The 21,013-nt window shown below is 39.9% G+C and carries 16 protein-coding genes; 12 read left to right on the top strand and 4 right to left on the bottom strand.

Annotated features, from left to right (window positions below):
- From tssD to EYS08_RS02640, 8 genes are all read left to right on the top strand, one after another.
- The coding region (tssD, locus tag EYS08_RS02675; protein WP_131028297.1) for a type VI secretion system tube protein TssD at positions 1-300 on the top strand (300 nt) is incomplete at its 5' end.
- Positions 301-403: 103 nt separating this feature from the next.
- The gene (locus EYS08_RS02670) at positions 404-955 is read left to right on the top strand and encodes a hypothetical protein (RefSeq protein WP_131028296.1); all 552 of its coding nucleotides are present in this window, start codon (positions 404-406) and stop codon (positions 953-955) included.
- A gap of 1 nt (position 956) precedes the next feature.
- A complete protein-coding gene (locus tag EYS08_RS02665; protein ID WP_131028295.1) occupies positions 957-1,544 on the top strand; it encodes a T6SS effector amidase Tae4 family protein in 588 nt (195 codons plus the stop codon).
- Positions 1,545-1,557: 13 nt separating this feature from the next.
- The gene (locus tag EYS08_RS02660) at positions 1,558-3,375 is read left to right on the top strand and encodes a type VI secretion system Vgr family protein (protein WP_131028294.1); all 1,818 of its coding nucleotides are present in this window, start codon (positions 1,558-1,560) and stop codon (positions 3,373-3,375) included.
- A 19-nt stretch (positions 3,376-3,394) separates the two neighbouring features.
- Positions 3,395-4,678 (top strand): tetratricopeptide repeat protein, encoded by a 1,284-nt coding sequence (locus EYS08_RS02655; protein WP_131028293.1) that lies wholly within the window; start codon positions 3,395-3,397, stop codon positions 4,676-4,678.
- Positions 4,679-4,689: 11 nt separating this feature from the next.
- On the top strand, positions 4,690-9,321 hold the full coding sequence (locus EYS08_RS02650) for an RHS repeat-associated core domain-containing protein (protein ID WP_131028292.1): 4,632 nt from the start codon (positions 4,690-4,692) through the stop codon (positions 9,319-9,321).
- Positions 9,322-9,331: 10 nt separating this feature from the next.
- Positions 9,332-10,225 (top strand): hypothetical protein, encoded by an 894-nt coding sequence (locus tag EYS08_RS02645; protein WP_131028291.1) that lies wholly within the window; start codon positions 9,332-9,334, stop codon positions 10,223-10,225.
- 141 nt (positions 10,226-10,366) lie between these two features.
- Positions 10,367-10,792 (top strand): hypothetical protein, encoded by a 426-nt coding sequence (locus EYS08_RS02640; RefSeq protein ID WP_165456344.1) that lies wholly within the window; start codon positions 10,367-10,369, stop codon positions 10,790-10,792.
- Positions 10,793-10,881: 89 nt separating this feature from the next.
- Here the strand turns inward: EYS08_RS02640 and EYS08_RS02635 are convergent, their stop codons facing one another.
- A complete protein-coding gene (locus tag EYS08_RS02635) occupies positions 10,882-11,775 on the bottom strand; it encodes a LysR family transcriptional regulator (RefSeq protein WP_131028289.1) in 894 nt (297 codons plus the stop codon).
- A 76-nt stretch (positions 11,776-11,851) separates the two neighbouring features.
- Here EYS08_RS02635 and hutH point away from each other — a divergent pair, with 76 nt between their 5' ends.
- A complete protein-coding gene (hutH, locus tag EYS08_RS02630; protein WP_131028288.1) occupies positions 11,852-13,387 on the top strand; it encodes a histidine ammonia-lyase in 1,536 nt (511 codons plus the stop codon).
- Positions 13,388-13,405: 18 nt separating this feature from the next.
- Positions 13,406-15,412 (top strand): urocanate hydratase, encoded by a 2,007-nt coding sequence (locus tag EYS08_RS02625; protein WP_131028287.1) that lies wholly within the window; start codon positions 13,406-13,408, stop codon positions 15,410-15,412.
- 209 nt (positions 15,413-15,621) lie between these two features.
- Here EYS08_RS02625 and EYS08_RS02620 read toward each other — a convergent pair whose 3' ends face one another.
- Both EYS08_RS02620 and EYS08_RS02615 read right to left on the bottom strand, forming a co-directional pair.
- Positions 15,622-18,117: a PAS domain S-box protein gene (locus EYS08_RS02620; protein WP_131028286.1), complete on the bottom strand. Its 2,496-nt coding sequence runs from the start codon at positions 18,115-18,117 to the stop codon at positions 15,622-15,624.
- Positions 18,118-18,214: 97 nt separating this feature from the next.
- Positions 18,215-19,117: a LysR family transcriptional regulator gene (locus EYS08_RS02615; protein WP_131028285.1), complete on the bottom strand. Its 903-nt coding sequence runs from the start codon at positions 19,115-19,117 to the stop codon at positions 18,215-18,217.
- Between the two features lie 99 nt (positions 19,118-19,216).
- Between EYS08_RS02615 and EYS08_RS02610 the strand changes: the two genes are divergently transcribed.
- Both EYS08_RS02610 and EYS08_RS02605 read left to right on the top strand, forming a co-directional pair.
- Entirely contained in the window at positions 19,217-19,846 is a 630-nt protein-coding gene (locus tag EYS08_RS02610; protein ID WP_131028284.1) for an NAD(P)H-dependent oxidoreductase, read from the top strand.
- Positions 19,818-20,102 (top strand): putative quinol monooxygenase, encoded by a 285-nt coding sequence (locus EYS08_RS02605; protein WP_131028283.1) that lies wholly within the window; start codon positions 19,818-19,820, stop codon positions 20,100-20,102. The genes EYS08_RS02610 and EYS08_RS02605 overlap by 29 nt, the downstream gene beginning before the upstream one ends.
- On the opposite strand, the gene EYS08_RS02600 is transcribed toward EYS08_RS02605, so the two are convergent.
- Positions 20,103-20,954 (bottom strand): EamA family transporter, encoded by an 852-nt coding sequence (locus EYS08_RS02600; RefSeq protein ID WP_131028282.1) that lies wholly within the window; start codon positions 20,952-20,954, stop codon positions 20,103-20,105.
- Positions 20,955-21,013: the final 59 nt, after the last annotated feature.

Below are 21,013 nucleotides of genomic sequence, written 5' to 3'. Positions count from 1 at the left end.
CCATCGTCAGGTGTTTATGGTGGTACCATCCATATCGAAATCGAATCAACCGAAGATACTTCTGTGATCGAATCAATGGTAAACAACCAGTACAAGCCGCTTTCAGGGACATTGGTTTTCAAGAAAGGCGAAGAAGATGCTAAAATGAAAGAACTGTCTTTCGAGGATGGTTATATCATCCAGTATAACGAGGGTATTGCGGTAAACGACAATACACCCATGACATTAAGTTTTGTGGTATCGGCCCGTAAGCTAAAGCTGGGCAACGCAGAACATGAAAACGATTGGCCTAAAGCTTAAATTTCAGCAGACCAGGCCACAGATATCTATCTAATGCCTGGTCTTATATTCTTTCCTTAATCAAACGGGATAGAATTGCAATAAACATTTAAATACCATCCTCATGGCAGATGTATTTGCTTTTAAAATCAATAAAATTATACGGAGGCAAGCAAAAAGATATGCACATAACTTACTATGGGCTCTTTTAGCCATAGGTTTTGCCGCATGCCAGCAAAATAATAATAAGCAGAATGTTTTACCTGCTGCTGTTAATGAAGATTCTTTGACTTTAGTCAACGCAAATAAGCACCTGGAACGCGAAAAAAATCAAGATCCACCAAAAGAAATGGTGCATGAGCTTAAAAAGGAAGCAGGGTACATCGTGCTGGTAAATATTACCAGGGTTGACTCCGTTTACAATGCTGAAAAGGTTTTTAGTGCGAAAGTATTGAAATCATTTAAGGGGAAGCTAAAGCCTATGGATAGCCTGAAGTATATGGTAATGAGTGATTTAAAATATATTGAATACCCAAATGATACGCTGATTGTTTTTCTCCAGAAGGCTAAATCAACTCTTTCATTTTCAGGAAGTAAGGATGTGTTTTTCTACGCAATGGAAAATGCATCATTTACAAGTACTAAATATCTTGATTCACTTCTAACCAAAAAATAGCATGCCACTTTCTTTGCCAAGTTTTACCGATTTAAGGATAAATTACCCCGTAACAAGTAGCGAACTGGTAAAAGCAACAATTGGTGGTGCTGTTAATGCAGCTTACATTACCAATACCTGTGTGGTGAGAATGAGCATGGCGTTTAATTATCTAGGTATTAATAACAAGGTTTTTAGCCTAAGCCTACCTAGCTGGAAATATACTACAAAACAGGATTTCCTGGCCCAGGAAAAGGTAAAAGTCCACGCCATACCCAGTCGGTATCCGTATACTAAAAAGTTCGAAACTATTGCTGGAGCTGATCAAAAGCGCTATTGTTTCCGTGTGAGCGAATTTTTCGACTACCTCAACCATAAATATAAAAAACCCGATATTAAAGTGGAAAAAGGAGTTAGAGACACATGGATAGCACATCATGATTTAAGGGCGTTTCAAAATAAAATAAGCGGCGTATCAGGCATTATCTGCTTTAAAACCCAGTTTAGTGATGCAACGGGCCACTTTACCCTGTGGGATGGCTATAAATGTTTATATCAGGATTATTTCTTAGACCCAAGAACCAGCGGAATTTATTTGTGGATTTGCTAAAAAGATCGAACTTATGGAAAAGAAACTCATTGTAGAAATTAACATAGAAAATAAGGCAATTACCCATTTTGCCTCATTTAGTTTAAAACAAGCTTTTAATGCGCATCATTTTTTCGAGCTGCGGTTTAACCACGATCAGATGGGTTCGCCGGGAATGATCAGTTTAAATGACAGCCGCGATTTTGTAGGTAAAACCCTTACCGCTTCCTTTGGCTACGATTCGGGTAGTTTACAGGAATTTGCTGGTTTGGTAACCAAAGTAGAACTGGCGCAAAGCCACGGTTATCACGGTGTGTTGATTGTGAGTGGTTATAGTCCAACCATTCTGATCGATCGGGGTCCCGACTTAGGTTCTTATCTTGATAAGGATTTAAATACAATTGTAAATCTTGCTACTTCGGACGTGCCTTCAAATGATATTAAGATTGTGGCCAATGCGGCCAGAAAAGATCCTATTGATTATCTGATCCAATATAGGGAGAGTGACTTTGATTTTCTGAACAGGCTTTCTGGCGAATACCATGAATGGTTTTACTATGATGGCAAACAACTGAATTTTGGTAAACCAGATGATCAGAAGGAAATCGCATTGATTTATGGTCGTGATGTACAAAATCTACAGTATGCCATGGAAATTGCGCCGATCAAAAATAAACGTTTCGCTTATAATCCCAAACAGGATGAAATGCTGCAGAGTGAAAGTAGCGGACAGAGCGACGGATCACCCGACCTTGCCCACGCCATACAAGTTTCTAACGCGATGTATAGCAAAACCTTTAATCAACCATCCCTTATTCGGGTAGACAATAGCAGCGACATTAAAAACCATGTTCAGAATGAAGAAAAGGCGCACATCAGCAATTTGTTGAAGGTAAATGCAAGTGGAGATAATGCTGCTTTGGGCATTGGCAGCATTGCCGAAATTACGATGAGTGTGAGAAAAGAATTATCCTTTTCTACAGAGAGCCTCGGTAAATTTTTGATCACCAGTATTAACCATGATATTGATGGTACAGGTAAATATTATAACACTTTCGAAGGTGTGGTAGCTACAACAGAGCGTCTGTTGGTTAAAAATTACGGTAAACCAAGCCCTGATATGCAACTGGCAGATGTAATAGACAATGCAGATCCGCAGGGGCAGGGCCGAATTAAGGTTAAATTTAAATGGGAATGTAAAACCAACGATGTAACGGAGTGGTTGCGTGTAATTACACCAGATGCAGGAAGCAGTGATAAAGTGAGTAAAAACAGGGGGTTTGTATTTATTCCCGAAATTGGCGATCAGGTAGCTTTAACCTTCGAGGAAGGCAATATTGCAAGGCCAATTGTATTAGGTTCGGTATTTCATGGCAAAAGCAGTAGCGGTGGCAGTGCCAGTAATAACAGCAAAAGCTTGACTTCTAAAAGCGGACATACATTAACTATGGATGATGGGGCAGGCATGATCATGCGGGATAAAGACAGCAATTTTATCGAGCTGGATGGTGCAGGAAAGGCCGTTTTCGAGACCAAAGAATCAATCCTCATTAAGTGTGGCGAGAGCAGTATTTTTATGGATAAAACTGGAAAAATTATCATTAAAGGAAAAGACATTTTAACACTTGGAGAAAACATCGGAAATTCTGCCTCAATTAGTATAGGCATAGGGGTAGGGCCTGAAGATGGAACACCAACCTCTGGTATTGGGATAGAATCTCAAACACTGGATATCGGTACAAAAACGCTTTCGATGAGTGGCGAAACAGAGGCCAATCTGGCTTCGAAAAAGATTAATGTAGGTGGCGAAAGTGAAACGAATATCAGCAGCGGTACCATCAATCTAAACTAATTTTCGACATTAAAGCTCAATGAACCCGATACAACTGGAATTATTTAAGATAGACAAACAATGGCAACAAGTAGTAAGGCAATATCCATCAGAAACCCTGTTTCTCTGCCTTGGTGAACGGCATGAGGTAAATCTATTCGAATCTTATTTCAAATACCAATTAACGGAAGAAAGTAGAACCAACGATATATTCCTGCTTCATTATCAGGAGTTCCAGAACAAAAATGATTATGGTAGAAGTTTGGTTAAAGAATGGAAAGAGATTTTTGACTTATGGCAAAAGGATACAAATGCAGGTGTTATTTGGGATGTTGAAACAGGTGGAGGTGATAAAAATTACAAAACCGATGCTTATTTGCCCGTTAGGGCTTTAGTACGGTTGTGCAACCTTTATCCCGATTTAAAATTAAAGAAAATATATGTTCAGCTGGCACCAACTACCATTCATGATGTGGCTGGCCTATCTGAATGGATTAACGAATGGTGTAGTTGTATTAAGGCATCCAATAACCACAATATTAAATTGGTTTATACCGAGCATCACATACACCGCACGTTAAAAAAATTAAAACAGGGAACGGAATTTAAACTCCATGTCGATGTTAGCCAGTTGATGCAAAATGCCGCGGCGCATACCAACCGGGAGAAGAACGATCCCGAAGCCGATTACCAGCAACAGATACTCATTGCGAGTAATTATTTAAGTAAAGGCAAACATGAGCAGGCCAATGCAGTTTTAGAACGGGCAATTGTGATCGCCCAAAAACAAGGGTTGCATGAGGCGGTAGTGGCAGCAAGGATAATGCTGGCACAGAGTTTAGCCGTAAAGAATAAAAGGAGTGAAGCACGCCAACAATATGAAATGGCTTTGGCCCGTGCTGGAGAAAACACACTATTGAGTGCACATATCCACATGAGCTATGGCAGTTTCTTACTGGCACATTCGGGTAAAGATGAGGCCAAAAAGTATTTTGAAAAGGCGATTAAAATTGCAGAAGTTATTGAGAATAATTTTATAGCGATGGAATGTACCCGGTTACTCGGGCAGCTTTCGGAAAGTAAAATAACCGGCTCTGCAAAAGCAATGGGTTATTATTTAAAGTGTTTAGAAATTGCCCGGAAAATGCCGATTGAAAAACGGCGACAGAGTTCGATGGCTTATACCGCATCGATCATGTTAAAGAAATATGGTGAGGAAAGCCCTGAGGGTAAGAAATTAGATATGGATATGCGGCAGGATTATGGAGAAGACTGGAAATCAATGGCCGAAGTACCAAAAAATCATGCTAATCCATTATCATAAAAAATATACGGATGAAAAAAGTAAAAGCAAGTAAACCGAATATGTCTACCGATAGGTCAATGAGCCTGTCTGCAAGCTTAACCAAAGCGGAACCAAAAGCAGTTGGCGGTGGTGGAGGTGTTGCCCCTGGAAGTAATCCCCCTGCGGCAAAAAGCACCTTAAAGCTTGTAAAAGCCCAAAAGCCTGCAATGGCCAATACTGCTGTGCAGCATGTAAGCAAGCATTTTGACGTGGTGCTGGCAATCGATTTTCACTGGACAACCATTCCCATTCCACCATCTTTCGGGTTTATTCCGTTGCCTTTGCCACACCCTTTTATTGGAATGGTGTTCGATCCGATGGATTACCTGCATTTCAGTATTCCTATTCCTAAATTTGCACAAGGTTTAATCGGTACCGCCAGTATTCCGATGGGCGGCTCAATTTATGTACATGGCCGACATAAAGCCACTACTACGACTACAGTGATGGGTGTTTTGCTGCCGTTTAGGCACATCAGTTCTCTTCCAGTTTATTTCATTGTGAACATACCCGGTTCCCCTCATGAAGGTGAGGTTTATTGGGGTTCTACCACTGTAAAAGGACAAGGTTCGGAAATGAGCGGTTCTAATCCTGGGCAGGTGCTTACCTGTTGGTGTCCGCCAATGGGTTTAAAACCCCTGCCAACTGTGCCTGGAAAACTTAAGAAAAACCCATTGGCTTATTTCGCTTTTTACAGTGATTTATTGAGTATGTATGTGCAGATCAATACTGGTAAACCTGTATTGGTTGGTGGTACTTTTGCGCCGCACAATTATACCCTTAAAGAGTATTTAATGCGTTTTGCAGCCATTGGCATTATGAGGGGGCTCACTAAATTGGGCGGAGCTTTAGCTAAGGGGGCCTTAAAAGGCGTAAATAAGCTTCTCCAGCGGATGTTGGGTAAAACAAACCCGCTATCAAAAAAACTTTGCCATTGGGGCCTGGAGCCTGTTAACTTTGTCACTGGTGCCATGTTTTTCGAGTGGGCCGATTTCGAATTACCGGCGGGCCAGGCAATGGTCTGGAACAATGTATGGCGCAGCGATAAGCCATACGCAGGCATGTTAGGCAATCAGGTTTACAATAATTACGATTTATATATTTATCCTGATCCGGAAGCTGGAATTGTAGGTTTTAGCCATCCAACCGAAAACATGGTGATGCCTTTGCGCTATATCGAGCCGTATTCAGGCAAACAGTACGATCGCGCGCAAAAAATCTGGATGGAACGGCCTGATGAAAATACCTGGGTACTCACCATCAATCAGGATATTTATACCTATACACTTTTTGGTGGCGGAGCTGACGGCGATATCTATCGGATTGACCAGATTGAATACACCAGCGGCACCAGTCTTACCTTTTACTATCAGAAACAACTTTTATCCCGCATTGTAGAAAATTCTGGTCGTGTGCTCGAAATGCAGCATAACAAAGGTGGCACGGCGATTAAAGCAGTTTATTATCACTATAAAAATACCAGCGATCTGTTGGTGAGTTACGATTACGATCAGCGTGGCAACATGATCAAAGTATACGATCAGGCAGGTAAAGCGATTAGCTTTGAGTACGATGATCATGATCGCGTAGTGAAAAGAATCAACAGGAACGGGATGGCTTATTTCTGGCGTTATGATGAAGAAGGCCGTGTAATCCATACCGAAGGTAGAGATGGTTTTATGAGTGGATCGATCAGCTATTTCCCGGAAGAAGGGTATAACGAAATATATTATCGCGATGGTAAAGTAGAACGCTATTATTATGATGAAAACGATCTGGTGTACAAAAAAGTAGATGCCATGGGTGGCGAAACCTGGTATGAACACGATCGTTATAATGAAGAAAAAATGGTTTCGAGCCCTGAAGGCAGGGTAATCGGCTACGAATACGACGATCGGGGTAATACCACTACTTACCATACTGCAGATGGCGAGCAATATCAGTATGCATATGATGAGAATAATAACCTGATATTGCGCAGTGATCCGGCTGGATCAAACGAAACGTGGTTATACAACGAGCAGAACCAATTGCTTAAACATGTGCAAAAAGATAATCGCGTAATCGATTTTTATTATACCGAAGGGCAAAAATTACCTATATTTTGTCGCGATAATGATGGCTATGAAATTCATTGGACATATAACGGTTTAAATCAACTGATAGAATCAGTTTCGAGCGAAGGTAATAGCCGTCGCTGGACTTATGATGATTACGGTCGACTGATCCGTTTTAGCCCCGATGGTGATCAAGCTACGATCTGGGAGCGTGATGAAATGGGGCGCGTAACCCTGGTAAAAGATTTTGGAGAAGAGGCTTTACGCTTCGAATACGATGCCTATGATCTGCCGGTTTACGCTACTGATGGCCGCGAAGAATGGCACATGGCCTATACCCCAATGGGTAGCCTAAAAACACAAAAAAGAAGCAGTCAATCGTCCAGTCAAAATGCCCAGGCCCTTCATTTTACCTATGATAAGTGGGAAAATTTAAAGGGTATTACCAACGAAAAAGGTGAAGAGTATATCTTTTTAAGGGATGCGAATGATGATGTGGTAAAAGAAATTGGCTTTGATGGGCAGGAGCAGCAATATATCCGCAACCAGGACGGGCAGATCGTTAAAACGATACAGGCCGATGGAAAGGCTGTGTGCCATAATTACGATCTGAGCGGTCGATTGGTATACAGCAGCTATGAAGATGGAACTTACGAAGCCTTTCAATACAATAAACTTGGTTTGCTCATTGCTGCAGAGAACGAACTTTCTTCGGTTAATTTTAAGCGCAATCCGTTGGGTATGATTACCCAGGAAATACAGGATGGCTACCAGATTAATTATCAATACGATGTTTTTGGAAATCTGACAAGTTTAAAAAGCTCATTAGGGGCCGATATTAAATACGATTATAATGAAATAGGTTATCTGAATGGCATCGCAGCTAAAAGTGGCGGATCAGCAGAATGGACTGCAACCATTGGCCGCAATAAAAACGGGCAGGAAACCTGCCGAAGTTTAAGCGGTGGGGTTAAAGCCACTTTTGATTACGACCACGAAGGCCATCCAATTAGTCAAAAGGTCGAAGCCAGCCGTTCCATTACCGCTTTTAAACAATACGCCTGGGGACCGAACGATAAATTGAATAGCTGCTTAAATAGCATTACAGGCGGCAGCATCAATTACAGGTATGATACTTTTGGAAGTCTGTCTTCGGCAAGTTATAGCGATGATGGTAAAGTGATTTACAAGAATCCCGATGAAACAGGGAACTTATATAAAACAGCCGATCGCAACGATAGACGTTACGATAAAGGTGGTAAACTGCTTAAAGACGACCAATGGTATTACCGTTACGATGCCAAAGGCAACCTGGTGCAAAAAAGTAAACGTAATATTATCGGTCTGGCCAAGGTAGAAGTTGCCGAACCGGAAGATAATGACTTATTTGGCAAAAAATTAAACTGGGGAATGGCCAATCCTGACATCCCCAAAGCCGAAACGCTCGATATCTTGGCAGATGCAGAACCCGATTTGCCAGAATGGAAAGAAGGCGACTGGGCTTACGCCTGGGCCGCCAATGGCATGATGGAAGCGGTTAAAAACCCGCATGGCGAGATCATCAGTTTCGAATACGATGCCTTAGGCAGGAGGAAAGCCAAAATTATTAAAGATACGGTTTACCGTTATGTATGGGATGGCAATTTATTACTCCACGAATGGAATTACCCCTTAAGCGAACGGCCAAATTTGGTAGTTAACGAAGATGGCTTGCTCAGTTACGATAAAACCGAACCGCTGGGCAACGATTTAATTACTTGGGTGTATGATCAGCATAAATTTACCCCAAGTGCCAAAATCGTTAATGGTCAATATTATTCAATTATTAGCGATTATTTGGGAACACCTGTACAAGCTTATGATGGTGCAGGTAAAAAAGTGTGGGATTGCGAGCTTGATATTTATGGAAAAATCCGTAAACTTAGCGGCAGTAGGGAATTTGTCCCGTTCAGGTATCAGGGGCAATATGAGGATGTAGAAACCGGGCTTTATTATAATAGGTTTAGGTATTATGATCCAGAGCAAGGAAATTATATTTCTCAAGATCCTATTGGTTTATGGGGGGCGAATCCTACATTATATGGTTATGTTTCCGATGTTAATAGCTGGATTGATGTCTGGGGTCTTAAATCAATACAGCAAAGTCTAGGAAACTGGGGAGAGAAGCAGGTAAAGGATGCCCTAATGAATTCTGGAAAGTATCAGGATGTTATAAGTGTTCAGAATGCATCAAACCACGGTATTGATTTAGTAGGTATTAGAAATGACGGGAAATATGATATTTTTGAAGTGAAGACTAATATTTCGGGGAATGTTGGAGATTTATCAGCTCGACAGCTAGATTCTGACTTTTTTATTAAAGATATTTTGACAAAACCAAATATTAACGATTTTGGTTTAACAAGAATCGAAGCCGATGATATATTAGACAATATTGGTGACAAGCGTGTAGTTGACGTATTTGTTGGACGAAATGCCAAAGGCCAGTTTAAATTAAAATCTTTATTGTTGTCCGATTGGGATGAAATCTCCCGTACACAAAAAGCAAGAGGTAGTTGTAAATAAATGACCTTAAATGAATAATAGATTAAATAGTCATAAACAAAAACTAAAAGAGTTTTTTATTAAAGTTTATCAATCAGAAAAAGAACAAGCTAGTTTCTTAGAGGATTTTTATTTAGAATATCTCAAAACGGGGAAATCCGATTTTGAATATAAGGCAATTGTTTTTGGCAGGGAAAAAATTGTTAAATATGAGGTTAGCCGAATTTTGCAACAATACTCATATGGATTCAAGATCCCAAAAGCAATAGTTGACTTTGAAAACAATAGTAATAATATAAGTTTTACGGAGCTTCTTAACGCTTACTACTACGATGTATTGGTGAATGCTAGAGCTTTTTTGGAAAGTAAACAGATAGATGGAGTACTGCATACAGATCTATGTATGACCCTTTTATTGACATTGAGTTATTTCCCAGATAAGATCGAAATAATTTCAAATCAATTAATCAGATTTCTTGAAGAAAACTCACAAAAACTAGAGAAATATGCAGCGCAAGAATTTGGACGTGGAAGTTTACTTTATTTGGTAGTCGAAATGTTAAAATTGAGAGATTTCTCCGCTCATGCAGCAACAATTTCAAAATTTTGCATAAAACCGATTGCGTGCTATCAGGAAGCCTTTGAAAGTGCTATTTCAAATGACGAACAAAAATTTTCCGATGCTATTGAAGAGCTTACTGCTTTTCATTTATCCAATAGCAAAGCAGATCTTACACTTCCTTTTAATCACGAAAGATGGCAATATATGCCAATGGAAATAATATCTTTAATTCAGTTATTTGTGTCAAATGGAGATAGGCAGTTGAAAGAAATATCGTTAGTAAGCAATTTGAACAGCTTTCTTTATCTTCCTATTGAGCTATCTGAAGAAACTTTATTGCTTGAATCTAGGATATTGTGTTGAACATGATGAGCAAGATAGATTAAGAAACTACTGGAAAGAAAGAGTATACCTTAAAAAATTATACACAAATTATTTATGGTGTTTTGGCGAGAATACCATATTCAACCCATATTATCGCCAAAAATTTACTCTTCCAAGAAGATGAAAGTTGTTGGAAATATTTTGAAAGAACCGCTCTCTTCTGGACGATGTCGCATATTAACGATCCTTTTATCGATCATATTAAAGCTGCACTTGAGTATCGAGAATTTACACCAAGAGGATTTCAATATACAAATGAGATTTTTGTTAACCTGTTTAGGCTGTGTAAAGCTATTGTATCATAAGTTTGGTATTGAGGTTAATAATGATTCTGATGATTATTCAGCAAAGTTTGTGTCAGGAGAAATAAAAATTAATAATCTGTATGATAAAATATTGGAGATTCTATTTTCCGATCCTGGCACAAAGTTAAATATTGAGGCTGATGAAATAAAAAATGAAGAAGAACAAGGACAAAACATTGTTAATTTTCTTAAGACAAACGAAACATTAGAGGCTTTTCAAAATATAGTTGAAAAAATATAATAAAATAATCACTAACTGTTCCATTAGATGAAGTAACCCACCATTTAGAAAAATCAAACGATGTGGGAAATTGCCAAAGTGGCTGCAACCTAAACCTTATCTTTTAACAACAATTTAATCACATTTTTTAATGCTGGGTTCCGGTTAGATTCTTTCCAGATCATATAGAGCTCCGTTCTTTGTGGAATATGGGTAAGCTCTACAAACTTTACGTTTTCCTGGTAGCCATATTGCAGGGCAGTGGGTACAATGGCGATGCCCAAACCTTCTTCTACCAGTTTGTAAATGGTGAGCGCATTGACTGATTTGTGATAGGTTTTGGGTTTAAAACCATGATCCTCGCAAATGCTCATCATCACATCATAATAAAAGGGGCTGTCATCACTCGAAAAAAAGATAAAAGGTTCATTGCCCAGCTTTTTCACCGCTTCAAAACTTGCCTTTTTTATGGGGTGGTTTTTAGGCAATACCAGCGAAAAAGTATCCTGGTGGATCATGTATTTAGAAATACCCGGTTTAAACTGTTGCATCCTCACAAAACCCATGTCGAGCATGTCTTTTTCCAGCAATTCGATCTGTAGTTTATTGGGCATTTCATCCAGATTGGTTCTGATTTCCGGAAAATCTTTGTTGAGCTTAAAAATAACTTCGGGTACAATTTTTTGTGCCGCCGAGCCTAAAAACCCAATGCGAAGTTCTCCCTGTTTGCCTTCGGTAATATTCATTAACTGTTTTTTAATGTTCTCGATATGGCTGAACAGAAAATCTACCTCGTCTTTAAGGTACAGGCCTGCTTCAGTAAGTTCCACCTTTTTCTTATTACGATCGAACAACGGGGCGTTAAAAATTTCCTCCATCTGTTTAATCTGCCGGCTCAGCCCTGGTTGAGAAATAAAGAGGCGGTCTGCAGCTTTTCTAAACTTCAGTTCCTCGGCCAAAACCTGAAAATATTTTAAGTGCCTAAGCTCTATCTGATAACCCATGGTTATTACATGTTGATGTAATTGGTATTTATAGGTATCAAATATAGGGCTTATTTTTGTTTAAAACCTTTTTAACATGAGCGAACAACAGATTTTTAATTACGGAACGGATCATTTAACTGCTAAATTGGCTTTGGCTATCAGCAATGGCGAGATAAAAGGCATATTGAGCCAGAACACCCGCGATAAAGTGTTGGAAAGCAGTAAGGTGGTTGAGCGAATTGCGGTTTCAAGTAAAGCTGTTTACGGCATTAATACTGGCTTCGGACCGCTGTGTACCTCCATGATTTCGGCGGTTGATACCCGTAAATTGCAGGAGAATATTCTAAAAAGCCACGCTGTTGGCGTAGGCGAACCGATAGATAGTGAAATATCAAAACTGATGTTGGTTTTAAAACTACAGGCTTTGGCTCAGGGATATTCAGGTATTAAAATCGAAACGCTCGATCGAATGATCTGGTTTGTAGAAATCGGTGCTACACCGGTAGTGCCAAAACAAGGTTCTGTTGGCGCTTCTGGCGATCTTGCTCCATTATCTCACCTCTTTTTGCCTTTAATTGGTTTAGGAAAGGTTCATTACAAAGGTGAAATTATTGCTACAGCTCAGCTTTTACAAGAATATCAGATGAGTCCGCTGCAATTGGGCCCAAAAGAAGGCCTGGCTCTAATTAATGGTACCCAGTTTATTGCTGCACATGCCGTTAAAGTTGTACAGCGATTAGAAAATGTGCTGGCTTCAGCCGATATTATTTCTGCGATGATGATCGAAGGACTACAAGGCTCTGAAAAGCCTTTTCATGCGCAGCTTCATCAGCTTAGGCCCTATCCGGCAAATATTGCGGTGGCGGAGCAAGTGCGTAAACTGTTGCAAGGTTCTGAAATTATGCAATCGCATGCCGATTGTGCCAAGGTACAGGATCCATATTCGTTAAGGTGTATTCCGCAGGTACACGGCGCTTCCAGAACGGCATGGTTGCATTTAAAAGAAGCTTTAGAAATCGAACTGAATTCTGTAACCGATAACCCTGTAATATTTAATGACGATTTAACGATCAGCGGCGGTAATTTTCATGGTCAGCCATTGGCCTTACCGCTCGATTATGCCTGTTTAGCGGCCTCAGAAATCGGAAACATCAGTGATCGTCGGATTTATCTTTCCCTGGAAGGAAATACGCCTGGTGTACCTAAACTGCTGATGAAAGAAACTGGATTAAATTCTGGTTTTATGATTGTTCAATATACCTCTGCAGCTTTGGCCAGCGAAAATAAGGGGCTTTGCTTCCCTGCTAGTGCGGATAGTATTCCAACTTCTTTAGGTCAGGAAGATCATGTGAGCATGGGTTCGATCAGCGGACGTAAAGCCCTTCAGGTGATCGAAAACGTAGAAAAAATCCTCGGTATCGAATTATTCTGCGCTGCACAGGCTGTTGATTATCATCACCCACTAAAACCTGGTAAAATACTGACTGCGGTACACGATTTTGTGCGTACCGAAATTGATCATTTTGAGGAAGATCAGATTATGTATGATAAGATGGAGAATGCCATTCAAATGGTACAGCAGGGCAAAATTGTTACCGTTGCGAGCGTAGCAGAATCAACATTGGTTTAAAGAGTTTAAATTGCAAACATGGATTTTAAAACACAGATACTGGCAGGTATTCCTTCAACATTGCCTGCAAAAAAAAACAGAAATACAGCACTAAGCCATGCGCCTGTAAGGAAGGATGTTTTAAATGCAGATGAAAAAAAACTGAGCATTAAAAATGCTTTGCGTTATTTCCCAAAAGAATGGCACCAAACACTTGCGCGAGAATTTTTAGCTGAACTGGAAAAATACGGACACATTTATATGTACCGTTTTATGCCTGATTATGCCATTTATGCAAGAGACATAACGGCATATCCCTGTCGTACTGTTCATGCTGCTGCAATTATGCTCATGATCCAGAATAATTTAGATCCGGCCATTGCGCAGCATCCTGAAGAGCTGATTACTTATGGCGGAAACGGAAGTGTATTCCAAAATTGGGCACAGTATCTTTTAACCATGCAATATTTGGCTACAATGACCGATCAGCAGACGCTGAATATTTATAGCGGGCATCCGCAGGGATTATTTCCATCAAGTACGGCTGCACCACGCGTTGTAGTTACTAATGGTATGATGATACCCAACTATTCTTCACCTGAGGATCTTGAAAAATTTAACGCTTTAGGTGTAACCCAATACGGCCAGATGACGGCAGGTTCGTACATGTACATCGGGCCTCAGGGTATTGTTCATGGTACAGCGATTACCTTAATGAATGCTTTTCGTAAAAAAGGTTTTTATGGGCAAGATACCGCTGGGAAAATCTTCCTTACCGCGGGCTTAGGTGGCATGAGCGGGGCACAAACCAAGGCGGGCAATATTGTGGGCTGTATTACGGTGTGCGCAGAGGTAAATCCAAAGGCGGCAACCAAAAGGCATCAACAAGGTTGGGTAGACGAACTGATTGATAATTTAGATGAATTAGTTAACCGTGTGATAGTTGCCCAAAAAGGAAAAGAAACGGTATCTCTGGCATACATTGGCAATATCGTTGATGTTTGGGAGCGGTTTGATCAAGAAAATATTGGAGTGGCCATTGGTTCTGATCAAACTTCACTTCATAATCCATATTCTGGAGGCTATTATCCGGTAGGTTTAAGTTTTATTGAAGCAAATGAAATGATGGCCAATGCAGCTGATCGGTTTAAAGTTTATGTTCAGGATTCGCTAAAAAGGCAGGCAAAAAGCATTAACAAACATGCGGCCAAGGGAACTTATTTTTTCGATTATGGAAATGCCTTTTTGTTGGAGTGCAGTAGAGCTGGTGCTGATGTAATGTCGCCAAATGGGGTAGATTTCAAGTATCCATCTTATGTAGAAGATATTTTAGGCCCATTGTGTTTCGATTACGGGTTTGGTCCATTTAGGTGGGTTTGTGCTTCAGGTAATGACAAGGATCTCGATTTAACTGATCGGATTGCTAAAGCAGTGATGGAAGAGATTAAACTTAGTGCCCCGGCAGAAATACAGCAACAATTGCAAGATAATATCAATTGGATCAGCGCGGCAAAAGAAAATAAACTTGTGGTAGGCTCAAAAGCCCGGATTTTATATGCAGATGCTGAAGGAAGGGCAAAGATTGCGCTGAGGTTTAACGAAGCGATTAATACCGGCCAATTATCTGCGCCAGTTATTTTGGGCAGAGATCATCATGATGTAAGCGGAACAGATTCTCCTTTTAGAGAAACCAGCAATATTTACGATGGAAGCAGGTTTACTGCAGATATGGCTATCCACAACGTAATTGGCGATAGTTTTAGGGGCGCTACATGGGTTTCGATCCACAATGGCGGTGGCGTTGGTTGGGGAGAAGTAATAAACGGCGGTTTCGGAATGGTATTGGATGGAAGTGAACAAGCTGCTGAAAAGTTACAAAACATGCTTTTTTATGATGTAAACAACGGCATTGCCAGAAGAAGCTGGGCACGAAATAAAGAAGCCCGCTTTGCAATCGAACGCGAAATGGAACGGACGGGTACTTTAAAAATTACACTGCCGAATTTGGTTGATGATGAGGTTTTGGAGGAATTAGAGATAGATTAAAGTTTTACAAAAGAAAAATGCCTTTTTGTCATTCTGAACGCAGTGAAGAATCTTTTCATTTAACAGCATATACCGAAGTGAAAGTTTCTTCGTTTCACTTAGAATGACAAACTAAATATAGATCGTACAAGTTCTGTAACGACAATTTTTCCAGAAAAAACTTAGTGCACTTTGCGAAAACCTTTGTGTTCTTTGAGGTAAAAAATGTGCTAATTCAATGGCAAAGTAAAATGAAAAACAGAACCCTTACCTTCTTCGCTTTCAGCCCATATCCGGCCGCCATGTCTTTCAATAATTTCGGCGCTTAAGTACAGCCCGATTCCAAAACCAGAAATAGTGTGGTTACCCTGCACGCGGTAATAACGTTCGAAAAGTTTATCAATGTCTTCGGGCTTTATACCTATTCCCTCATCTTTAATCTGAATTTCAACCTCTGTATGGTGCAATTTGCAGGTAATCTCGATACGTGTACCATTATCTGAATATTTTAAGCCGTTGCTGATCAGGTTAGAAATCACGTTACCAATTTTATTCCTATCGGCATTAATGTTAACCTCACATGTTGGATTTAATATAATTTGATGCGAAGATTGTGACACATAAGTTTCTTCGATGGTTTCTTTAAGCAGTTCACCTAAGCTAAAGTTTGTTTTTTCGATAAGCAGCTTACCCGATTCCAAACGCGATACATTTAAGAAACCATTAATCATGTTAGTCATTTTTCTGATCTGGCTATGCGTTTTATCTAAAGCGATAGCGGCATAATTATCTTCATCTTTTTTCGCTTTGCGCTGTAAAACCTGTACAAAACCATTAATAGCAGTTAGCGGTGTTTTCAACTCGTGGCTAACCATTCCGATAAAGTCGTTTTTTCGGAGCTCATCTAGTTTTTGCTCCGTTACATCTATAAAAAGACCAGAATACTCTGCTGCCTTTCCATGCTGGTCTAAAAATACACGTCCGGTTGTTCTTACCCATTTCTCGTGTCCATTAATTAAATTGTTAATCGGGTATTCTATATCGCTGGGTAAATGGTTTTTCATGGCATTATCAAGCGCCGAAAAAAGCATGTTACGGTAATCTGGATTCACGGCCTTCATAATCATATCTATTTCTGCAGGTTTATCCAATGGCAAGCCCAGCAAGTCCTTAACAAAGCTCGACATGGTAACTTCAAGTGTATTCGGATTGATGCTCCAGGTACCCATTCTGCCCGTTTCTATCGCCTGTCTGAGTTTTTCCTCACTGTCTGATAGTTTATTGGTGTACTTGACAAGGTCATCGTGCGTCTGAGCAAGCTCTTCATTCGTAGTGGCCAGCTCTTCGTTTGCTGCTGCCATTTCCATATTTATGCCTTGCAGTTCTTCCTGATAAAGTTTTCGTTCTGTAATATCAGGGCTTACCGTAGCAATGGCAACTATTTCATCGGTTTCTTCATTCCGAATGGCAAAGCCATTCCATTCAATCCAAAAAGGATTCCCTGTTTTTTCATTCCAGAACCGAATCTCCTGTCTGAAGGTATTATTTTTTAAAATCCCGGGTAGAATTTCCTCCGCCATTAACCGATCCTCTGGAAAAACGCAATCTAAGATTGTTCTGTTCGAAATGCCAGACCAACCTAGTTTTTGTAATGCGACAGGATTTAGGTACTGGATTGACATATCCAATTCGGCAATACCTATAAATTCTGAACTTGCCGCTATAAGTTTGTTCAGGTTAAGTCGTTCTATTTCAGTTAGCTTACGTTCTGTAATGTCAATGCAAGAGCTAATGTAACCGGCAAATGAGCCATCGGCATGAAAACGTGGAGGGCCGCTAGCAAGCAACCATCTATAGTCGCCTTTTTTGGTGAGTATTCTAAATTCGCCGGTAAAAGGTTTTTTTTCAGCAAGGGCCGAAAGGTAAATATTTAGATACCTATCCCGGTCTTCAGGATGAATTAAATCTGCCCAGCCAAAGTCGAGCAGGTCTTTCATCGATCGGCCCGTTAGTTTTACCCACAATTTATTAAAATAAATGGCATTTCCACTTTCATCAGCAACAGCAATAAAAATATCGGTTCCTTCTGCCATGGTTCTAAAGCGCTTTTCGCTTTCCGAAAGCTGGTTAAAGCGCTCAACCACCCTTAGTTCCAGTTCGTTGTTTAAAACGTGCAGTGTTTCTTGTGTTTCCTGGAGTTCTTCGTTGGTGGCCACAAGTTCTTCATTGGTTGTGGCAAGTTCTTCTACTGTTGCCGCCAGTTCTTCATTTAAAGTTTGCTCGCGTTGTAACGCCTCTTCTCTTTCAAGCGCCTGTTCTACAGCCTGCTGTCTCAGTACCCGCTCGCTTACATCAATTGCTGTATGTAAAATGCAGATGGTTTTACCCGCATCGTTTTTTATAGCCCGGTATTCAAAATCAAAATAAAATGTTTGCAGTTTACCGTCGATCACCAAATCCGCTGCGGTATCTTTTCCCGAGAGAACTAAGCCCTCCAACCATACTTTCCTGAACATATCGATAAAAGGTTGTCCTCTAAGTTCAGGTAAAGCCTCTTCTAACGATTTTCCGATCACGCTCCTGTCTTTTCCCCATATTCTGAGCATTGAATCGTTTGCCGCCTGAATTATGGCCGTTTCGCCAACATGTATGGCGGTTGCCGTATGCGTTAAATTAAAAACTTCCAATAATTGCTCATGGCTTAAAAATAGGCTTGATTGACTCATGTTGCGGTTTTAAGGAAAGATTCTAAAAATAAATGTTTAACTAGCTTTCAAAATAAACTTAAATCATGAATTTAATCATGATTATTTTCGATATAAACTATATACTAACCATAACCTCCTTAAAAAGTTTTTTAATGATGTGAATTTCTGATGCATATTGCGTATTTTTCCTACAACCAAAATATAAAGTGTTGGTGAGTTTTGAGGTGCCTTCCCAAATTACTTTTACTTTCCCTTCTTCAACTTCTTTTTTGCAAAGAAAATCGGGAATAATAGCCAAGCCTTTTCCTCCGGATAAACAGCGCACAATCGAATTAAGGTTAGGTACAATGTAGTTGGGGCGGAAATCGGCATGCTTGCCAAAATTAAGCTGCCAGAAACGTAGGAGATGTTCCATATCGCCAGCTGTTCCATACCATTTTTGCTGTCTTAACCAAACTTCCATTCCGGCTAAATCTTTCTTTTTAACCAGTGAATTAAAAGTTTGCCCATCAGTTTCTATTCCGCCTACTAAAACAATGGTTTCGGAAGAAAAGGCCTCGTGTTCTACATTGGCCGAATTGCTTTTTTGTGGGGTAATAATCAGGTCTAAAATACCTTTATCCAATTGATCTAACATCTCAGGATATTCTCCGAAACGGATAATTACATTAAAAGGAAGTGTAGAAATATATTGTTCGAGCGTAATTTGAAAAGTTTCGAAACACATGCCTACGCTAATGGTAGGTGTATGTTTTTCTGTGCTTTTTTGAAAATGCTTTTCGGCATCCTCAAGTTTTGTAAGTGGCTCTACAATGAAATTATAAAGCACTTTCCCTTTTTCGGTCGGGATCATCTTCCTGCCCGTACGTTCGAACAATTTATATCCAACATAACTTTCTAAAGAACTTAAGTGCAAACTTACCCCTGGCTGCGAAATAAACAGATTTTCTGCCGCACCGGTTAACGTTCCTGTTTTATAAATTGCCTTAAAACTTCTGTACCATTCTAAATTAACCATAATCTTGCTATTATAATTCTGATACAAAGCTATGAATTAACTTGTTTTAATAATAGATTTAGGCGCTGTAATTTTGTCTTATCAAAATAGAAAAACGAAATGACAAAAATATTCATCATCAACGGAGGACAAAAGTTTGGTCACTCTGGTGGCAGATTTAACGAAACAATAGCTGATGCAACAGCTAGTTTCTTTTCTTCATTAGCAGATTTCGAAGTGAAAACAACTAACATCAATCAAGATTACGATCCGAAAGAGGAAGTAGAAAAATATGTTTGGGCAGATGTTGTAATTTATCATACACCCATCTGGTGGTTTCAGTTACCACATGGGTTTAAACAATATATCGATGTTGTGTTTACCGAAGGGCATAAAAAAGGAATTTATGTAAGTGATGGCCGTAAAGCAGATAATCCGAGTAGAAACTACGGTACGGGCGGGATGTTGCATGGCCGTAAGTATATGGTAACATCATCGTGGAATGCACCAAAAGAAGCATTTACCTTACCTGAAGAATTTTTTATGGAAACGAGCGTAGATGATGGTGTATTATTTGGTTTTCATAGAATGAACGCTTTTACCGGAATGGAACGTATAGATGGCATCCATTTTCACGATGTAGAAAAGAATGCAGATATTAGAAGTGCACTTAAATTGCACGAGGAACATTTAACTCAAAATTTTTTAAATACAACAGTATATGAGCATTTATCTAACAGCAATTGTTAAAAGTAAAAAAGAAACCACAGCGGCATTAAGAGCTATGCTGTTGGATATGGTTGTAAATTCCCGTAAAGAGAAAGCCTGCATTCAGTACGATCTGCATGAATCTGCAGTTGATGATACTTTTATTTTTCAGGAGGAGTGGAAAGATCAGGCAGGTTTGGATCTCCACAACCAGCGGTCTTATATTTTAGCCTTTGTAGCCCAAGCGGATGTGTTGACAGATGGTATTGTAATTTATAAAACAGAAAAACTGGCCTAATTACAGTTTTACACGCCTGGCTGTTAACGAAGAACCCGCAGAAGCAATAACAACGAAAGCCACGGCAAAACACTCTTTTAAAGTGAGGTATTCTTGTAAAAAAACGAGCGCAGCTAATGAAGCCATGGCGGGTTCGAGGCTCATTAAAATGCTGAAAGTCCGGGCAGGGAGCTGCTTAAGGGCTCTCATTTCGAGGGTAAATGGGATGGCGCTTGATAGTAGAGCAAGCGCTGCTCCTAAACCCAGTAATTTCGGATTCAGGCTACTTAAACCACCGCTAAAAATACCAAACGGTAGGATTACCAAGGTAGCGAATAACATTCCAATGGCAACAGCATCACCACCTTTCATTATTTTTGAGATTCTACCACCCAGTATAATATAGGCTGCCCAAAAAATGCCAGCTAAAAGTGCAAGCAATACACCAACAACATTTAGCCCTGTACTTGTCCAGGGGGCAATTAGTGCGATGCCGCTTGCAGCCAGTATTACCCAAAGGAAATCTACAGTTTTTTTAGATCCAAAAATAGCTAGGCCCAAGGGACCAACAAATTCTAAAGTTACGCCTAAACCGATCGGAATTCTTGCTATAGCCATATAGAATACCATATTCATTACCCCTAAACAAACACCATATAGGGTAACATATTTCCATTGTTTGGCATTTAGTTTAAATAGGTTTGGCCTAAAAGCGATTAATAAGATGACCGCTGATAAACCGATCCGTAACGATGCTGTAGTAGCAGCGCCAATTTGTGGGAAAAGCCCTTTTGCAATTGCTGCCCCACATTGTACGCTGATAATAGACAGTAAAACGGCAGGTATAGGCGGTATATTGATTTTGCTTTTCATTCGGCGCTCGTAAATGAGGCGCAAAATTACGGAATTATAACCTGCTAATATTTTTAAAA

Origin of the sequence: Pedobacter kyonggii (assembly GCF_004310665.1) — a bacterium.
GTDB lineage: Bacteria > Bacteroidota > Bacteroidia > Sphingobacteriales > Sphingobacteriaceae > Pedobacter > Pedobacter kyonggii.
This window is presented reverse-complemented; position numbering and strand designations above follow the sequence as displayed.

Coding starts and splice junctions, on each gene's coding strand:
- EYS08_RS02670 (WP_131028296.1), top strand. CDS start 404: ATGGCAGATGTATTTGCTTTTAAAATCAATAAAATTATACGGAGGCAA.
- EYS08_RS02665 (WP_131028295.1), top strand. CDS start 957: ATGCCACTTTCTTTGCCAAGTTTTACCGATTTAAGGATAAATTACCCC.
- EYS08_RS02660 (WP_131028294.1), top strand. CDS start 1,558: ATGGAAAAGAAACTCATTGTAGAAATTAACATAGAAAATAAGGCAATT.
- EYS08_RS02655 (WP_131028293.1), top strand. CDS start 3,395: ATGAACCCGATACAACTGGAATTATTTAAGATAGACAAACAATGGCAA.
- EYS08_RS02650 (WP_131028292.1), top strand. CDS start 4,690: ATGAAAAAAGTAAAAGCAAGTAAACCGAATATGTCTACCGATAGGTCA.
- EYS08_RS02645 (WP_131028291.1), top strand. CDS start 9,332: ATGAATAATAGATTAAATAGTCATAAACAAAAACTAAAAGAGTTTTTT.
- EYS08_RS02640 (WP_165456344.1), top strand. CDS start 10,367: ATGAAAGTTGTTGGAAATATTTTGAAAGAACCGCTCTCTTCTGGACGA.
- EYS08_RS02635 (WP_131028289.1), bottom strand. CDS start 11,775: ATGGGTTATCAGATAGAGCTTAGGCACTTAAAATATTTTCAGGTTTTG.
- hutH (WP_131028288.1), top strand. CDS start 11,852: ATGAGCGAACAACAGATTTTTAATTACGGAACGGATCATTTAACTGCT.
- EYS08_RS02625 (WP_131028287.1), top strand. CDS start 13,406: ATGGATTTTAAAACACAGATACTGGCAGGTATTCCTTCAACATTGCCT.
- EYS08_RS02620 (WP_131028286.1), bottom strand. CDS start 18,117: ATGAGTCAATCAAGCCTATTTTTAAGCCATGAGCAATTATTGGAAGTT.
- EYS08_RS02615 (WP_131028285.1), bottom strand. CDS start 19,117: ATGGTTAATTTAGAATGGTACAGAAGTTTTAAGGCAATTTATAAAACA.
- EYS08_RS02610 (WP_131028284.1), top strand. CDS start 19,217: ATGACAAAAATATTCATCATCAACGGAGGACAAAAGTTTGGTCACTCT.
- EYS08_RS02605 (WP_131028283.1), top strand. CDS start 19,818: ATGAGCATTTATCTAACAGCAATTGTTAAAAGTAAAAAAGAAACCACA.
- EYS08_RS02600 (WP_131028282.1), bottom strand. CDS start 20,954: ATGAAAAGCAAAATCAATATACCGCCTATACCTGCCGTTTTACTGTCT.